Source organism: Mucilaginibacter aquatilis (assembly GCF_009755275.1).
In the GTDB taxonomy this organism is placed as follows: Bacteria; Bacteroidota; Bacteroidia; order Sphingobacteriales; family Sphingobacteriaceae; genus Mucilaginibacter; species Mucilaginibacter aquatilis.
The window spans coordinates 101771-116307 of the sequence record NZ_WQLA01000004.1; the positions used below are offsets into that span (position 1 = coordinate 101771).

Below are 14537 nucleotides of genomic sequence, written 5' to 3' on the forward strand. Positions count from 1 at the left end.
TTATATGGACAATAAGATTAGAATCCAGCTTTCGGTAATGATGTTCCTTCAATTTTTTATTTGGGGAGCATGGTTTGTAACGCTTGGTACCTATTTGCTTACCGACTTAAAAACCAATGCTACCGAAGTTGGCGTAGCTTATCTTACCCAATCAATTGGAGCTATTGTTGCGCCGTTTATTATAGGCTTAATTGCCGACAAGTATTTTCCGGCCCAAAAAATACTGGGTGTACTGCATGTAATTGGCGCAGTAATGCTTTGGTTTTGCGGTACTGCACCTAACTTCAACGCGTTCTATCCGTATGTTTTGATTTATATGATCATTTACATGCCAACGCTGGCGCTGGTTAACTCGATATCATTCCGTCAAATGACTGATCCAAGCAAGCAGTTCCCTCCCATCAGGTTCTTAGGAACTTTAGGCTGGATTATTGCCGGCTTTGCCATTGGTTGGTTGAACTGGGAAAAAAGTGGTTCGCTTGATCTCACCTTTAAAACCGCTGCAGCAGCTTCCCTCCTGCTTGGTTTATTCAGTTTTACGTTACCAGCAACGCCTCCTCTAAAAAAAGGAAGCAAAACATCTGTCAGAGACATATTAGGCCTGGATGCTATTGGCTTGCTTAGAAACTCTTCTTACCGCATTTTCTTTTTAGCATCTGTAGCTATATGTGTACCCCTTGCTTTCTATTACAATTTTACTAACCCGTTTTTAAATGAGGTAGGCATGAATGGTGCCGCAGGTAAGCAAGCTTTTGGTCAGGTATCGGAGTTAGTATTTATGGCCTTAATGCCTTTGTTTTTTAAACGCTTAGGTGTTAAAAAAATGCTGGCTGTTGGTATGCTGGCCTGGGTATTGCGCTATGCGCTTTTTGCTTACGGTGATACCGGCGCTAATTACTGGATGTTGATAGGCGGTATTGTTATGCACGGAATCTGTTATGACTTTTTCTTTGTAACCGGTCAGATTTATACCGATGAGTTAGCAGGAGAACAATTTAAAAGTGCAGCCCAAGGTTTTATAACACTTGCCACCTATGGTGTAGGTATGCTCATTGGCTTTACCATATCAGGGCCAATTGTTGATGCACACCAAACAACCGGAGGATTACATGACTGGCAACAAATATGGTTGATACCTGCCGCTATTGCCGCAGTTGTACTAATACTGTTCCTGCTATTGTTTAAAGACCGTAACAGAGGTGTACAATTAGAGTCGCCGGCGCCTGACAAGTTCATGCCTGCAACCGATGCTATTTAAACTTATATCCAATTATAAAGTCAATATAATATGAGTACAGATCGCCGTTCGGCTATTAAAAATATTGTTGCCGGTACTGCCGCGCTATCAACAATTGGAGCATTTGCCAATATGGATGCCGTTGCTCAGCCTTTACAAAAAAACATGCCGCTTAAAGGAAACATTAATCACTCAGCATGCCGCTGGTGTTACCAAGACATACCGCTTGATAAGCTATGTATTGAAGGCAAAAGAATAGGCCTAAGTGCCATTGATTTGGTTGGCCCCAAAGAATGGGACACGCTTAAAGCACATGGTATACACTCATCAATGTGTAATGGCGCCGAAATTAATTTAGTGGACGGCTTTAACGATAAACAGTTCCACGCCCGCCTTATTAAACAATACAGTGAAATGATTCCGCTGGTGGCAAAAGCAGGTTATACTAATCTTATTTGCTTTAGTGGTAACAAACGCAACAAGAGCGACGAAGAAGGCTGGGCAAACTGTGCAGAAGGTTTAAAACAACTGATGCCGTTAGCCGAAAAGCATAAAGTGGTTTTGGTGATGGAATTGCTAAACAGCAAACTTAATCATCAGGATTATCAGGCCGACCGTACCTGGTGGGGTGCCGAGCTTTGTAAAAAAGTGGGTTCGGAAAGCTTTAAGCTACTTTACGACATTTATCACATGCAAATTGATGAAGGCGACGTAATTACAAACATTAAACAATACCATCCATATATCGCGCATTATCATACCGGTGGTGTACCCGGCCGTCATGAAATTGATGAAACACAAGAGTTGTTTTATCCGGCTATTATGAATGCCATTGTGGCAACAGGCTTTAAAGGGTATGTAGCACAAGAGTTTGTGCCTACAGGCGATAACAAATTGAAATCATTGCAAAAGTGCGTTCAAATTTGTGACGTATAGCATGATGCTTTATTTGAATTAAACATGACCAATAGAAGAACATTTATAGCACAAGCCGGCTTAATAAGTGCAGGGCTTGCATTAGCGCCTGAGTTACTAATGGCTAAAACTAATAAGGTTGCCGGGCTGCAACTATATACTCTACGTGCCCAATTACCAAAGGATGTTAAAGGTGTTATAGCAAAAGTAGCCCAAGCAGGTTATAAAGAGGTAGAGGTTTACGGCTACAGTAAGCAAAATGGATTTTGGGGCTTGTCGCCGGTAGAGTTTAAAGCTTTGCTGACGCAACACGGACTCACCTCTCCAAGCGGCCATTATGGTATGGATAAGCTTTTAGAAACCGGCAGTATGGATGAAGTAAACGATGCTATAGCGGCAGCTAAAGTGTTAGGACATAAATATGTTACCATGCCTTACATCAATATTAAGTTTCGCAAAACTGCTGCCGATATTAAAAGCATTGTAACGAAGGTGAACACTGCAGCCGCGCATATTAAAAAAGCGGGCCTTAAAATGGCTTACCATAACCATGATTTTGAATTGATATCTGTTGAGGGTGTGACTTTGTATGAGGAACTATTAAAAGGCACACAACCAGGTATGCTCGATTTTGAAATGGATTTATACTGGGTTGTGCGTGCCGGTAACGATCCTGTTAACTGGTTTAAAAAATATCCGGGCCGTTTTAGTATGGTGCACGTAAAGGATATGGACAAACAGGACAACAAGCTCAACACCGAGGTTGGTTCAGGTTCTGTAGACTTTAAGCAAATATTTGCAAATGCAAAATTAGGAGGCATAAAGCATTACATTGTGGAACAGGAAAACTTCAAGATTGACCCTTATGTAAGCATTGCTCAAAGCAGTAAATATCTATTAAACAATCTTTTAAGCTAATTTCAGTATGAAACTATCATATTTTGTGATGCTACTTACAACCTCTACCCTTTCTTTAAAAGTTTGCGGGCAACAGCAGGCCAAACCTCAAGATACAGAGTCATGGACGCCCGTACCGCCAAAGGTTGAAGTTGGTAAAGCAACGCCAATGCTTCCACCTCCTTCAGATGCTATTATACTATTTAATGGCAAGGGTTTGGATGAATGGGTATCAAATGCTGACAGAAGTCAACCTGCCGCATGGAAAGTTCAAGGCGATGCAATGGTAGTTGACAAATCGAAAGGGAACATAGAGACCAAACGCTCATTTGGCAGTTACCAGCTACATATTGAGTGGAAAATTCCTGCCAATATTACAGGCGAAGGCCAGACCCGTGGCAATAGCGGTGTTTTTCTGGCATCGTTAGGTAAAGGCGACCCTGGTTATGAGCTACAGGTTTTAGATTCTTACGAAAACAAGACCTACGTAAATGGTATGGCCGGCAGTATTTACAAGCAATTTGCACCGCTGGCAAATGCTGCGCGCAAACCCGGTGAATGGCAAACCTATGATGTTTCCTGGAGTGCTCCTGTATTTAACGAAGACGGAACTATTAAACAACCGGCAAGTGTAACTGTTATTTGGAACGGAGTTGTTGTACAAAACAACACAGTGCTGCTTGGACCAACACAATACATTGGTAAGGCGTCATATTCGATAAAGCACGGTAAAAGTCCAATAAAGTTACAGGCGCACGGCGATAAAAGCGAGCCTATCAGCTTTAGAAATATTTGGATAAGAGAAATTTAATAAGCTGATGTATAACTCTTAAATACAGCGAAGAATGTTCTCGTCGCTGTATTTGAAAAAGAAAAGCGGATTACAAATAGTAATCCGCTTTTCTTTCATAGCTCAGGCTCCGGACCGCGCCAGGTATTTTTGCTTCCCAAGCCTTTAATCTTTATCGGCTTACCTTCTTTAGCCGATTGATAAATTGCCTCCATCAAGATATGGTCTTGCAGGCCTTCTTCGCCGGGTGTAAACGGTTTCTTATTTTTCAATATACAGTCTGAAAAATGATCCATTTCTGCTCCAAACTGGTCAATTTCGGCTATGCCCAGGTCTTCCTGGCGCTCAAGCATACCATCGGCACGTGCGGTTTTTAACTTTTGCCCTTTGTAAGCATATGCTTTATCTAAATGTAGCCATCCCTTTTGGCAATTAACTCTGTAGTGTCTGCTTTCATGCACATCGTAATGCGTGGTACAGCTTGCATAAATGCCATTGGCAAAACGCATCTGCCACGATACCATTTCTTCAACTTCGGCAAAAAGTGGATTGCCGGGTGTACTATAACTATATGCAAATACCTCTTCCGGTTCTGCATCCAAAATAAAGCGAGTGGTGTTGAGGCAGTACAAACCAATATCGGGTAATGCTCCGCCCCCGGCCAGTGCCTTTTTATGTCGCCAATGATCAACGTTGGCCGTGCTTTGAGAGTTTGATGCCTCAACATACTTTACTAAACCAAATTCTTTTGCTGTTAAAATTTCGCGCAGCTTACGGTTATGCGGCTGATAGTGTATACGATAAGCAATCATCAGTTTAACACCTGCTTTGTTACACGCAGCAATCATATCGCGGCATTCATCAGCGGTATTAGCCATTGGCTTTTCACATAATATGTGTTTACCGGCTTTTGCTCCTCTAATAACAAATTCCTTATGCAATCCGTTTGGCAATACAATGTATATTACATCAACATCTTTATTGTCCTTTAAACGGTCGTAGTTTTTATAGTCGTAACAGTTTTCAGGACTGATGCCGTATTGCTGAGCCACCTTCTTCATCTTATCAGGACTAGCGCTTACTAAAGCCGCAAGCTTTGATTTTTTGCAATTGTTAAGAGCCGGAAGCAACTCCTCCAGGGATAGATGTCCCAACCCAACTATGGCATAGCCAATGCGCCTGTCGGGAGGTAGCGGTGTAGGTGTTGGTGCCGATTTCTGATCTGCGTCAGATTTCCACTGCTCCAACACAATCGGTTCCTCCAAACTGGGTGGAATATTAGCCGGTGGCGACAAAGCTTTTTTATTCGTGGATTGCGCATAGGCATTGTTATCAACCAATCCATTTAAAGCTACAGCGCCTGCAGCACCTGCTATTATTGATTTGCCGGATAGGGACAAAAACTGTTTGCGACTTATACCATCAGGCTGAACTTCGGTTTCCTTGTTATTCATGCGATATTTGTTAAACGTAGCAGCTCCAAGCCAGTACAGAATTTAGTCACAGCCTGGGTACTAGTACGCTTTTGTATCAACTGTATTTCAGCACGAATTGTTCGCAACTGAGCTGGCAAAGTTCAAGTCTTCGGAAATTATTTTTGGTAGTGATAATTGGCAAACTCAATAAATCTCTCCCAATCATAAACGTTAAGGTCATGCTTGCCCGTGCGGAAATGATAGCCAATAGTTGACTTGATGATAGGTGAATTTACAGCAGGAGGCTGTGGCGGTAGTGCTGTGTTTGATTTGTATAAATTGTATACTGGTAAAGCGTTTATAAGTGCAAGGTATGATCCTCTCGGGTCGGCCCACCGGTCTTCAGTTGCATTGGTAGTATAAACCGGCCTGGGAGCAATAAGAGAAATTAACATATGTTGATCAACAGGCAGCTCATTCACCTTTGTGCTGTAATCTTTGTAGGTATCGGCAAACCAATAGCCAAACTGTTTAGTAACCAAACTTATTGTTTCGCCATACTGCCTGCGTGCCAATGAAGCTCCCGTACTACCCGAACAACTGCTGAATATTAAAGCAAAACGCTGGTCGAGCGCACCTGCCCACAACGAAGTTTTTCCTCCTCTAGAATGGCCAACCAAGGCAACCTTTTTTGCATCAATGTCTTTGTCAGTTTCCAGGTAATCCATTACTCTGCTGGCGGCCCAGGCCCAGGCACCAATAGCTTTCATACCGTTCTTTTGGTTCAACAGCTCTGGGTATAGTTTATCAAGCACGCCGTGTTGGTAGCTATCTTTCCTGTCGGGTGCCGCATCACCTACATGAAATGCTGCAATGGCGTAACCCTTTTCAATTAAAAGCTCGGCAGGCCAAAACGTGCTTTTTACGGCGCGCAATGGGTCGGTATTACGCTTGCTACGGTTATTAATCAACAAAAATAAGGGCGAAGGCTTATTACGTTTGTTTGGCACAAACATTACAACTGGAATGCCTATTGTATTTCCCTTATTCCAGATGTGAACGATGATTTCCTTTGAACTTGCAAGCCCGTTCATAGCTGTGTCTGTAGTTTTAGTAACCTCAAACCTAATGCTGTCAAAACGTGATGGTGTTTGGCCATAAACATTATTTTTGAACAGTTCTATTATCTCCGCCCGTCTTGATTTCTCCCACATTGCCTTATTTTTCACGGGTAGACCTGTGGTGGTAACTAAAGGATCGGGCAAAATATATTTAGGAACGGCTTCCTCGTCGTAATTTACTATTTCGCCCATAAACTTATCTGTTTTTTGAGCGTACGTACTGTTGCCAAATAGAACCAGCAAGCAAACAGCAATTTTAAGCGTTGATGTGATTTGAAAGGTTTTCATTTTAAGGTTTTACTTAAAAAGCGCTTTATGTAAGCTTGTAAGCAAACACAAAACGCTTTTTATCATCAGTAAATTAGGTTTATTTTATTTGAACGTTCATAAGTTTTAACCAGCCGGCAGTAGTCATATCACCGTTTACAGCAAGCCGTATACCTGGCTGGTTCTCTTTTTGAGCATCAATAATAGCAACTGCCCAAGTGTAAGTTCCGGCAGGTAAATCGGCCTTGGCTTTCAGCTCATACCTTGCAGGCGTGCCTTTAAGCCAGGTAGATGGTTCGGCTTTCTCATCAACAAATACCTTTTTTACTGCGCCCGCAGCATCAAGTAATGCAAAGGCAACTTTGTACTTATAATTCCATTGCGGAATATTGTTAGGAAAATAGCCCCACCCCATATTACGCCAGCGGTGAGTAATAGTGCCTTCTTCGCCGCTTTTTAAAGTCTCGGGCAAGTAAACCTGGTCAGGGTATAAACGGTAGCCGCCTTCGGTTGTAAACCTCTGCACTAATGAGAATGACTTGGTAAACCAGCTATCAATTTCACCTACACGAAAATCCATCATGTTAACAGCAGCTTCGGCGGATGCATCAAACTCGCCCTGACGAACGTCTTCCGGATGGTTTTCCCGGTATTTCCCACTAGGATCCGTCCAGTAACGGTGGGTACCTGTAGTTATCCAGCCGCCTTCCATAATAACCGGGCGTTTAAAGTTCCAGGTTTTGGTAAACTGCTTCTCCCAGCTTTGGTAGTAGTCTGTCATACCAAACGCATCTTGCCGTAGGCTGTAGCCCTTATTAATGGCTTTAACCAGTAACCTATCGCTGTTTGCATTTGCAGCCCCCCAACTTGCAGGGTGACCAACCAAACGGTGATAGTTAATAACCAAAGGCACCTTTGTAAATTGCTGACTGTACAAATCAGTAACCCAATCAAAAACCTCTTCTTTAAGCTTCTCTGTGTTTGGGGTAACAGCTGCACCAATTTGTTCGTAAACCACATTGTGCGCTTCGCCCCATTTGCCCAAGCCGTAAGCATCAATAAATGATGTTTTCTTAGGATCATTAAAGTCCTTAGCAAGCTCGGTTATAAATTTTGCGTAATACTGTTTAAAAACAGCATCCTGCGGGTACGGCGTTCGGCGCGCAGGGAACGATGCATTTTCAAGATAGAATTTGGCACCAGCATCAAACACGAATTGAGGAGTATTCAAGCCCTGGTCGCGGCCATCAACTACAATACGAAAGGCTATTGGCAGGCCTCTGTCTTCAGCGCCCTTTATAAGTTTTCCTAAGGCCGAATTCGGATCGCGCCAAGCGTATACGCCATCGGCTGGGTTAAGTTTAGCCCAGCTTGTACGTATATAGCAAGCCGATGCGTAATCAGATGCCTTTACTGATTTTCCTAAATCAGGAACATAAAAGTTCAGATCCCAATAATTAGCATTGTCGGCACCGGCATACATTACCCAACCGTTAAGCGGGTTACGAAACACGGTGCTGCGGTTATAATTGGGTTTTACCAGTGTACCTGATATGGGTTTAGCGTCGTTATCTGAATCTTTTTTGCACGCTAATGCTGCTACACATAATAAGGCGGTAGTGAGTTTTAAAAGCATTAGATTATAACTTGATTTTATCATTTTGAGTATCGTATTTAAGTATAAATCACACTTAATTTTCCTTATCTCCTGTCTGCCAGTATGGTCATGTTACGCAGGTCGAAAATTATGATATTAGTACCCGATGGAATGGTATAATAAGAGTTGCGTTGCGCACTGGAATTACCTCCCGCTAACGGAGCTACCGTACCCACGCTCAAGGCTAGTTCCTGCGAAGTTCCGGTTGAAGTTAACGGACAGCTGAATGCGTACGCCAAATTTTTATTATTATCATTACCGCCATATACTATAAACTTGGTTTTGCCCACACGGCCGCCGGTGTACACCAAAATCTGCGGATCGGCCACACTCACCTGGCAATCCATTTTTATAGGTACTAAAAAACTATTTATTTGTCCGTGCATCCATAGCTCATTAACAGTGGTGCTGATAGGCGTAGCTGCATTGCCCCACTGTACAATTTTTGGCTGCAAGGCTTTTGCAGGTGAATAAATGGTTGCTGTAGCTTTAAGTAAGTTAACTACCACCCTGTATTCGCCCGCTGTTTCAATTTTCCAACCAAATGGGGTTTCGCTTAAGTTTGTACCAACTGTGGTACCATCTTTAAGTGTGCTGCTACCATCGGTAGCTGTTATATAGTTTGTTTTACCATTTGTTTCCACCGGAATTTGTAGTTCGCCAGGTTGCAGGTTTAATACAAATGCGTATTGATTTAAATCCTCAATGGTTTTTTGCATTTCAACACGGTTGTTACCGGGCACAGCGGTTCCGCCTACAGATACCTTTTTAGGTAACACATTTATCCTCACCGTACGCACTTCAGGTGCTTCAAAAGTAGCCCCGCCTTCCCATTGAGCCACTACCCTAAATTCGAGCGTGAATGGCTTGTTGGTAGCAACCTTCCATTTTTGGTTTGCCCAGTTCAACAGTTGCGCCGAGGTGAAACTTTTGGTAAAAACACCATCATCCTCATAGGTCATAATAGCGGTTGACGAACCGAAGTTATTACCAAGTACATCGAGCTTGGTAATGTAAGTGACCATGTGATCGTCTGACTGATTACGGGCCTTATCCCAATTGAATGTCAGTATATCTTTACCCGGATCGTTCTCGTCTAGCGTTATATTCTCTGATGAAACCTTAAGTTCCAATGTCTCCTGAACCTTTTCAATGTCATTTATTTCGTGCTTACATGCCGTTAGGCAGGCAATCATGAATAAAAGGCTCCACGAGTTAAATAAATATTTAACTTTTTTCATGCAGTTAATGCTTAAATTAATTATTGTGATTGGTTTTTAATATCAGTATACCATGACCTACTCTACCTACCATAGCCTGGGTTTTGCGGAAAAGGAGCATCGCGGTTGGCATCAATTATGGTTTGTGGTATTGGCCACAATATATTGTTTGATGTTATTTTATCGCGGATGGCGCCATTGTATGCTTTTACCCTATCAACCAATTTGTTAGTACGTACAAGTGTAAATCTGCGGCTCTCCTCACCTGCCAGTTCACGGATGCGTTCATCAAGTAAAAAATCCATGTTCATCTGTGCACCTGTAACGGTTGAAGCGCCTGCTCTTTTACGTACCTCATTCACGGCATCAGCTGCTTTTTGCGGATTGTTTTGCCCCAGGCAAGCTTCAGCAAGCAGCAAATAGGTCTCTGCTAAACGAAACTTCATGCGATCTTTATAGCTGCCGGTTAAGCTTAAGTTTTCGGCACGACCGTAAAAGAATTTGGTTATAGTTGGGAACAAGCTTTTGGTAGAAAACCAGGTTTGCTCGGTTATACTGGCTTTTTTACCATTTAAAGCAGCATCATTTGGGTTGTTATAGTACCAGTTGCGTTTAATATTGTAATTAGAATTACGAATATCTGAGGCCTCAAAAATACCTGCCACATTACCAGATGCATTGGTGCCATTAGTACCTACCCACCATTTCATCGGTACCAATTGAGCTAAACCACGGCCACCTAATGTGTCGGCCAAAACGAAGCCGCTAATGTCGGGGTATTTTGGAATCCAGGCGCGGCGGGTCCAATCGTCGGAGTTTGTACCACCACCAATAGCATTAAATTCAAACTGCAGCACCCAAATGCTTTCGCGGTTACCGTTCTTTAATCTGTTTTGATTGTTCTCTACAAACAAGTCACTGAATACATCTCCGGGCTTGTCTTTACCTGCACCAAAACGAGTTTTCATGAGGCTGTAGTTGCCGCTGTTTATAACTGAAAGTGCTGCTTGTTCAGCCAGCTGGTACTCGCCCTGCATGAGGTACATTTCGCTTAGCAGGTGATTGGCAGCCCATTTAGTAACCTTACCTTCTTTAACCTGATCAGGATTTGCCGGCAGGTTCTCTGCTGCAAACTTCAAATCATCAACAATATGACCTATCACTTCAGCTTTCGGCGTGCGTGTAAAGTTCAGCTTAAAATCATATAGAATGGTTTCAACATAAGGTACATCACCATAAAGGTAAACCAGCGTGCGGTAAGCATAAGCTCTAAAAAATTTTGCCTCGGCCTGGAAGCGTACCTTATCAGAGGGCGAATCCCAGTTGGTGTTTTTTTCTGAATACACCAGCATTAAGTTGGCCGATGAAATTAAGCTGTAAGCCCAATTCCAATATGAACCAACAAAGCGTTCGGCCGGTGTGAGTGTTAAGTTTGCAAATGCCATTAATGAGGCATCGCTGTTTATTACGTCGGCAATATCAGTTGCGGCCTGTAAGGCTTCATAAGGGCATGCACCATTATGTAGAAAGGCGCCGCCCTCACCAAAAGTGTTATATTCTGACCGGGTTAGTGCGTACAAACCTGCACTACCTACCTCAAAACCATATGTACTTGTAAATGTATTTGTTGGAGCTAGTTCAGTTTTCAGCTCCTCATCTAAAAATTTTTTACACCCGCCTAATGAGATGAGCACAATAAGCGTAAAGCTTGCTTTTATAAATTTATTCATGTTACGTGTGTTTTGCCGTTAAAAATTTACGTTTAAACCAAACATCAGTAATCGTGCGGTTGGATATGAGGCCATCCAGGTATTGTCATAATTGAGTACCTGCCTAATGTTAGAGAAAGTGTAAAGGTTGTTTACACTCAGATTAGTTTCGATACCACTTACGCCTAGTTTTTTCACAATATTTTGAGGTATGCGGTACCCAAACGTTATGTTTTTAACTTGAACATAGTTTACCTTTTTGTAGAAACCGTGACCAAAGCCGTTATTGTACCCCGGAGATACAATGGTTGCACCTGGGTTTTCAGGAGTCCAGTAATTAGCATTATGCACGTAATTGGTTATTCCAAATGTCCACGACCCTAGGTTGGCCATGTTATCATCACGCCATACACCAAAGGTTCCGGTGAGCAAGGCTGATAAATAGAAGTCTTTGTAAGTGAACCTGTTTGCTAACGATGCCGTGTAGCGGGGCATTCTTGAGCCGATTATCTTACGGTCGGCGGCGTTAATAAAACCATTACCATCAACATCCTCTAACTTGGCCGAACCGGGAGCAGCACCGGTTTGTGCTTCACGCTGACTGCCATTTGCATCGGTATAAAAATACTGGTCGCCACGCTGCCATATGCCAACCATGTTATAATCGTAAAATACACGTAGCGGCTTTCCTATAAACCAGTTATTATTTATGTCATCAAGCCCATCGCCACGCAACTCTATAATTTTGTCCCGGTCAAATGAAAAAACAGCAGTTGTGTTCCACTTGAAATTTTTGTTGTTGATGTTTGTCGTATTTAAGGTTAGCTCTAAACCCTGGTTTTGGGTTTCGCCAACGTTGTCCCATATACGGCTGTAGCCGTTCATGATGGGCACTGTACGGGTCATCAACAAATCTTTTGTGCGCGAACGGTAAAAGTCTAGGCTACCGCTTACACGGTTGTTGAATAGTTGAAAATCAACACCAATATTTCCTGTATAAGTGGTTTCCCATTTCAGGTTAGGGTTACCCACACCATCGCCTGCAAGATACGCGGTGTTAACGGCGGTACCGCCATCGCCCCAGATGTATTTAACGTTTGAATACAAACGATCAAGCGTGCGGTAAGGCGTAATAGCTTGGTTACCATTAGCACCATATGAAAGGCGTAATTTTAACATGTTTAGCCAGCTAACCTTATTCTTCAAAAAGCTTTCCTCGCCAATGTGCCAGGCTAATGCAGCTGATGGGAAAAACGCGTATTTATTGTTAACCCCGAATACTGAAGCACCATCAGAACGACCTGTAAGTGTGGCTATATACTTTCCTCTAAATGAATAATTTAGTCGCCCCATGTATGAAAGCAATGCAGTTTCAGACAAGCTTGAGGTATTAGATATATTACGCGCAGCTGTGTTCATCATAAAATAGCTCGTTTCGTCGGTTACGAAGCCTTCGCCAGTTTGTGATGAGCCTGTACTTTTGGTTTGCTGCATACTGAAAAGTCCGGTGGCATCAAAGCGGTGCTCACCTACCTGGCGTTCATATTTCAGTATGTTCTCCCAGGTGTAATCATTATAATGATTGTTGCTGATGGTTGCCCGCCCGCCTACTAAGCCGGCCTGCTCCCGACCGTCGAAGGTATCGCGGCCATAATATGTTCCTGTAAAACCGCTACGGTAATTAAAACCGTAATTTGACCGGAACGACAAGCCTTTAACCGGTAGCAAAATATTTGCGTAGCCTGAAAGGAAGAAATTACGGTTAATCCGGTCCTGATCGGCATTCACATTACGCATCGGATTTACTATCAGTGAGTATTCCATTGGTTCGGGAATATAATAACCCGATGCATCTATGTACTTACCATAGGGACTTTGCTTAATAGCATGCTCGATGTTAGGTTGCACACCGCCATCGCTACGCTGGGTAAACTGTGTACCAATGCCAATGGTAAGCCATTTGTTAAAAGTTTGATCAATGTTGGCTGTGATGTTGATACGGGTAAGTTTAGAATTGTAAACAACCCCATCTTGCTTTAAAGCAGCCGCCGAAGCCAAATATTTGGTACTCTCGGTACCACCCGAGATGCTTAATTGATGATCGGTAGTGATAGCCCGCCGGAAAATGTAGCTCTGCCAGTCGTTAGTGATGCCTTTTAAATAGTTATCACGCTCCGACACTGATATTATTCCACCTGCAATTGGGTCAAGCGCATCACCACTGTAATTTTCCCTCAAACGGCCAATATCCTGCTGAAAACGAATAAACTCATTTGGTCCCATCACGTCTATGCGCTGCATAGGCTCGGCCACACCTACCTGGCCACGGTATGTAACCTGCGGCTTACCAACCATACCACGTTTAGTTTGAATGAGGATTACCCCGTTTGAGCCGCGAGAGCCATAGATGGCTACTGCTGAGGCGTCTTTTAACACCGTTATGTTTTCTACGTTGTTCGGATCAATATCCACCAATGAGCCGCTGTATGGAATATTGTCTAATACAATTAAGGGTGAATTATTGGCAGAAAGCGAGTTTTCACCGCGTATAAGTAACGACTGATCCTGACCCGGAGCTGCATTTGTAGTGGTAATGTTAAAACCTGCAACCTGACCAACTAACCTATCCATTAGGTTTGGAGTAGATACCAGGCTTAACTGCTCTTTACCTACCACAGCTAAACCGCCGGTAAGGTCTTTCTTTTTGGCCGAGCCATAGCCTACAACAACCATTTGGTCGAGCACTTTATCACCGGCCATAGTTACATTTACTACACCCGACGATCCTACTTTTACCTCCTGGGCATCGAAACCAACATAGGTAAAAACTAATGTGGCACCCGCAGGAGCTTGTAGAGTGTAGTGGCCATCGGCATCTGTTTGGGTACCGTTATTGCTTCCCTTAACAATAACTGATACGCCAATTAACGCTGCTTTGCCCGAATCAGTAACCTTACCTGTAACTTTGATGTTATTTTGTGCAAAGCCATAACCGGCCGCCAGCATTAGCATAATGAGCATAAGCCAGCTTTTAAGTTCTTTGTATAATTCTTTTCTCATTAAGGAGTTTTTTGGGATTTGTGTGATTATTTTGTGTTTGCCTCACAGAAGTGAGGAATTGTAACTATCCGTAATCGGGTGGTTTTTTTAACATTTGGAATACTAAAATTTGAACAATAGAATTGCTTACCGCCTGAAAAGCAGTGAAAAGCACTACCCCGCATTACGGCCGGGTGATTCAATACATAGCAGTGATTAGGGTTTTGCAGCCCTCGGGATCAAGAAGGTTTTTGATTGCAGCAACAATGT

Annotated in this window: 10 protein-coding genes; 4 read left to right on the forward strand and 6 right to left on the reverse strand. The window is 42.9% G+C overall.

Annotated elements, in window-relative coordinates:
- Window positions 1–4 precede the first annotated feature (4 nt).
- From GO816_RS11400 to GO816_RS11415, 4 genes are read left to right on the forward strand one after another with little or no spacing between them, the layout of a single operon-like run.
- Window positions 5–1258 (forward strand): nucleoside permease, encoded by a 1254-nt coding sequence (locus GO816_RS11400; RefSeq protein WP_157542060.1) that lies wholly within the window; start codon window positions 5–7, stop codon window positions 1256–1258.
- Between the two features lie 30 nt (window positions 1259–1288).
- On the forward strand, window positions 1289–2173 hold the full coding sequence (locus GO816_RS11405; protein WP_157542061.1) for a hydroxypyruvate isomerase family protein: 885 nt from the start codon (window positions 1289–1291) through the stop codon (window positions 2171–2173).
- A gap of 24 nt (window positions 2174–2197) precedes the next feature.
- Window positions 2198–3070, forward strand: coding sequence for a sugar phosphate isomerase/epimerase family protein (locus GO816_RS11410; RefSeq protein ID WP_157542062.1), 873 nt, complete (start codon window positions 2198–2200; stop codon window positions 3068–3070).
- A 7-nt stretch (window positions 3071–3077) separates the two neighbouring features.
- Entirely contained in the window at window positions 3078–3860 is a 783-nt protein-coding gene (locus tag GO816_RS11415; protein WP_157542063.1) for a 3-keto-disaccharide hydrolase, read from the forward strand.
- Between the two features lie 95 nt (window positions 3861–3955).
- Here GO816_RS11415 and GO816_RS11420 read toward each other — a convergent pair whose 3' ends face one another.
- From GO816_RS11420 to GO816_RS11445, 6 genes are all read right to left on the reverse strand, one after another.
- The gene (locus GO816_RS11420; RefSeq protein WP_157542064.1) at window positions 3956–5293 is read right to left on the reverse strand and encodes a Gfo/Idh/MocA family protein; all 1338 of its coding nucleotides are present in this window, start codon (window positions 5291–5293) and stop codon (window positions 3956–3958) included.
- A 137-nt stretch (window positions 5294–5430) separates the two neighbouring features.
- Window positions 5431–6663 carry a glucuronyl esterase domain-containing protein gene (locus GO816_RS11425; protein ID WP_157542065.1) on the reverse strand — a complete coding sequence of 411 codons (1233 nt, stop codon included), beginning with the start codon at window positions 6661–6663 and terminating at the stop codon, window positions 5431–5433.
- 79 nt (window positions 6664–6742) lie between these two features.
- Window positions 6743–8278: a DUF4832 domain-containing protein gene (locus GO816_RS11430; RefSeq protein ID WP_232336558.1), complete on the reverse strand. Its 1536-nt coding sequence runs from the start codon at window positions 8276–8278 to the stop codon at window positions 6743–6745.
- Window positions 8279–8343: 65 nt separating this feature from the next.
- Entirely contained in the window at window positions 8344–9540 is a 1197-nt protein-coding gene (locus GO816_RS11435; RefSeq protein ID WP_157542067.1) for a SusE domain-containing protein, read from the reverse strand.
- Window positions 9541–9602: 62 nt separating this feature from the next.
- The gene (locus GO816_RS11440; RefSeq protein ID WP_157542068.1) at window positions 9603–11249 is read right to left on the reverse strand and encodes a RagB/SusD family nutrient uptake outer membrane protein; all 1647 of its coding nucleotides are present in this window, start codon (window positions 11247–11249) and stop codon (window positions 9603–9605) included.
- A gap of 18 nt (window positions 11250–11267) precedes the next feature.
- Window positions 11268–14288: a SusC/RagA family TonB-linked outer membrane protein gene (locus tag GO816_RS11445; RefSeq protein WP_198171500.1), complete on the reverse strand. Its 3021-nt coding sequence runs from the start codon at window positions 14286–14288 to the stop codon at window positions 11268–11270.
- Window positions 14289–14537: the final 249 nt, after the last annotated feature.

Bases quoted from the DNA above. Each gene is read 5' to 3' on its own strand.
- GO816_RS11445 (WP_198171500.1), bottom strand. From the start codon at position 14,288: ATGAGAAAAGAATTATACAAAGAACTTAAAAGCTGGCTTATGCTCATT.
- GO816_RS11435 (WP_157542067.1), bottom strand. From the start codon at position 9,540: ATGAAAAAAGTTAAATATTTATTTAACTCGTGGAGCCTTTTATTCATG.
- GO816_RS11400 (WP_157542060.1), top strand. From the start codon at position 5: ATGGACAATAAGATTAGAATCCAGCTTTCGGTAATGATGTTCCTTCAA.
- GO816_RS11410 (WP_157542062.1), top strand. From the start codon at position 2,198: ATGACCAATAGAAGAACATTTATAGCACAAGCCGGCTTAATAAGTGCA.
- GO816_RS11430 (WP_232336558.1), bottom strand. From the start codon at position 8,278: ATGCTTTTAAAACTCACTACCGCCTTATTATGTGTAGCAGCATTAGCG.
- GO816_RS11425 (WP_157542065.1), bottom strand. From the start codon at position 6,663: ATGAAAACCTTTCAAATCACATCAACGCTTAAAATTGCTGTTTGCTTG.
- GO816_RS11440 (WP_157542068.1), bottom strand. From the start codon at position 11,249: ATGAATAAATTTATAAAAGCAAGCTTTACGCTTATTGTGCTCATCTCA.
- GO816_RS11405 (WP_157542061.1), top strand. From the start codon at position 1,289: ATGAGTACAGATCGCCGTTCGGCTATTAAAAATATTGTTGCCGGTACT.
- GO816_RS11420 (WP_157542064.1), bottom strand. From the start codon at position 5,293: ATGAATAACAAGGAAACCGAAGTTCAGCCTGATGGTATAAGTCGCAAA.
- GO816_RS11415 (WP_157542063.1), top strand. From the start codon at position 3,078: ATGAAACTATCATATTTTGTGATGCTACTTACAACCTCTACCCTTTCT.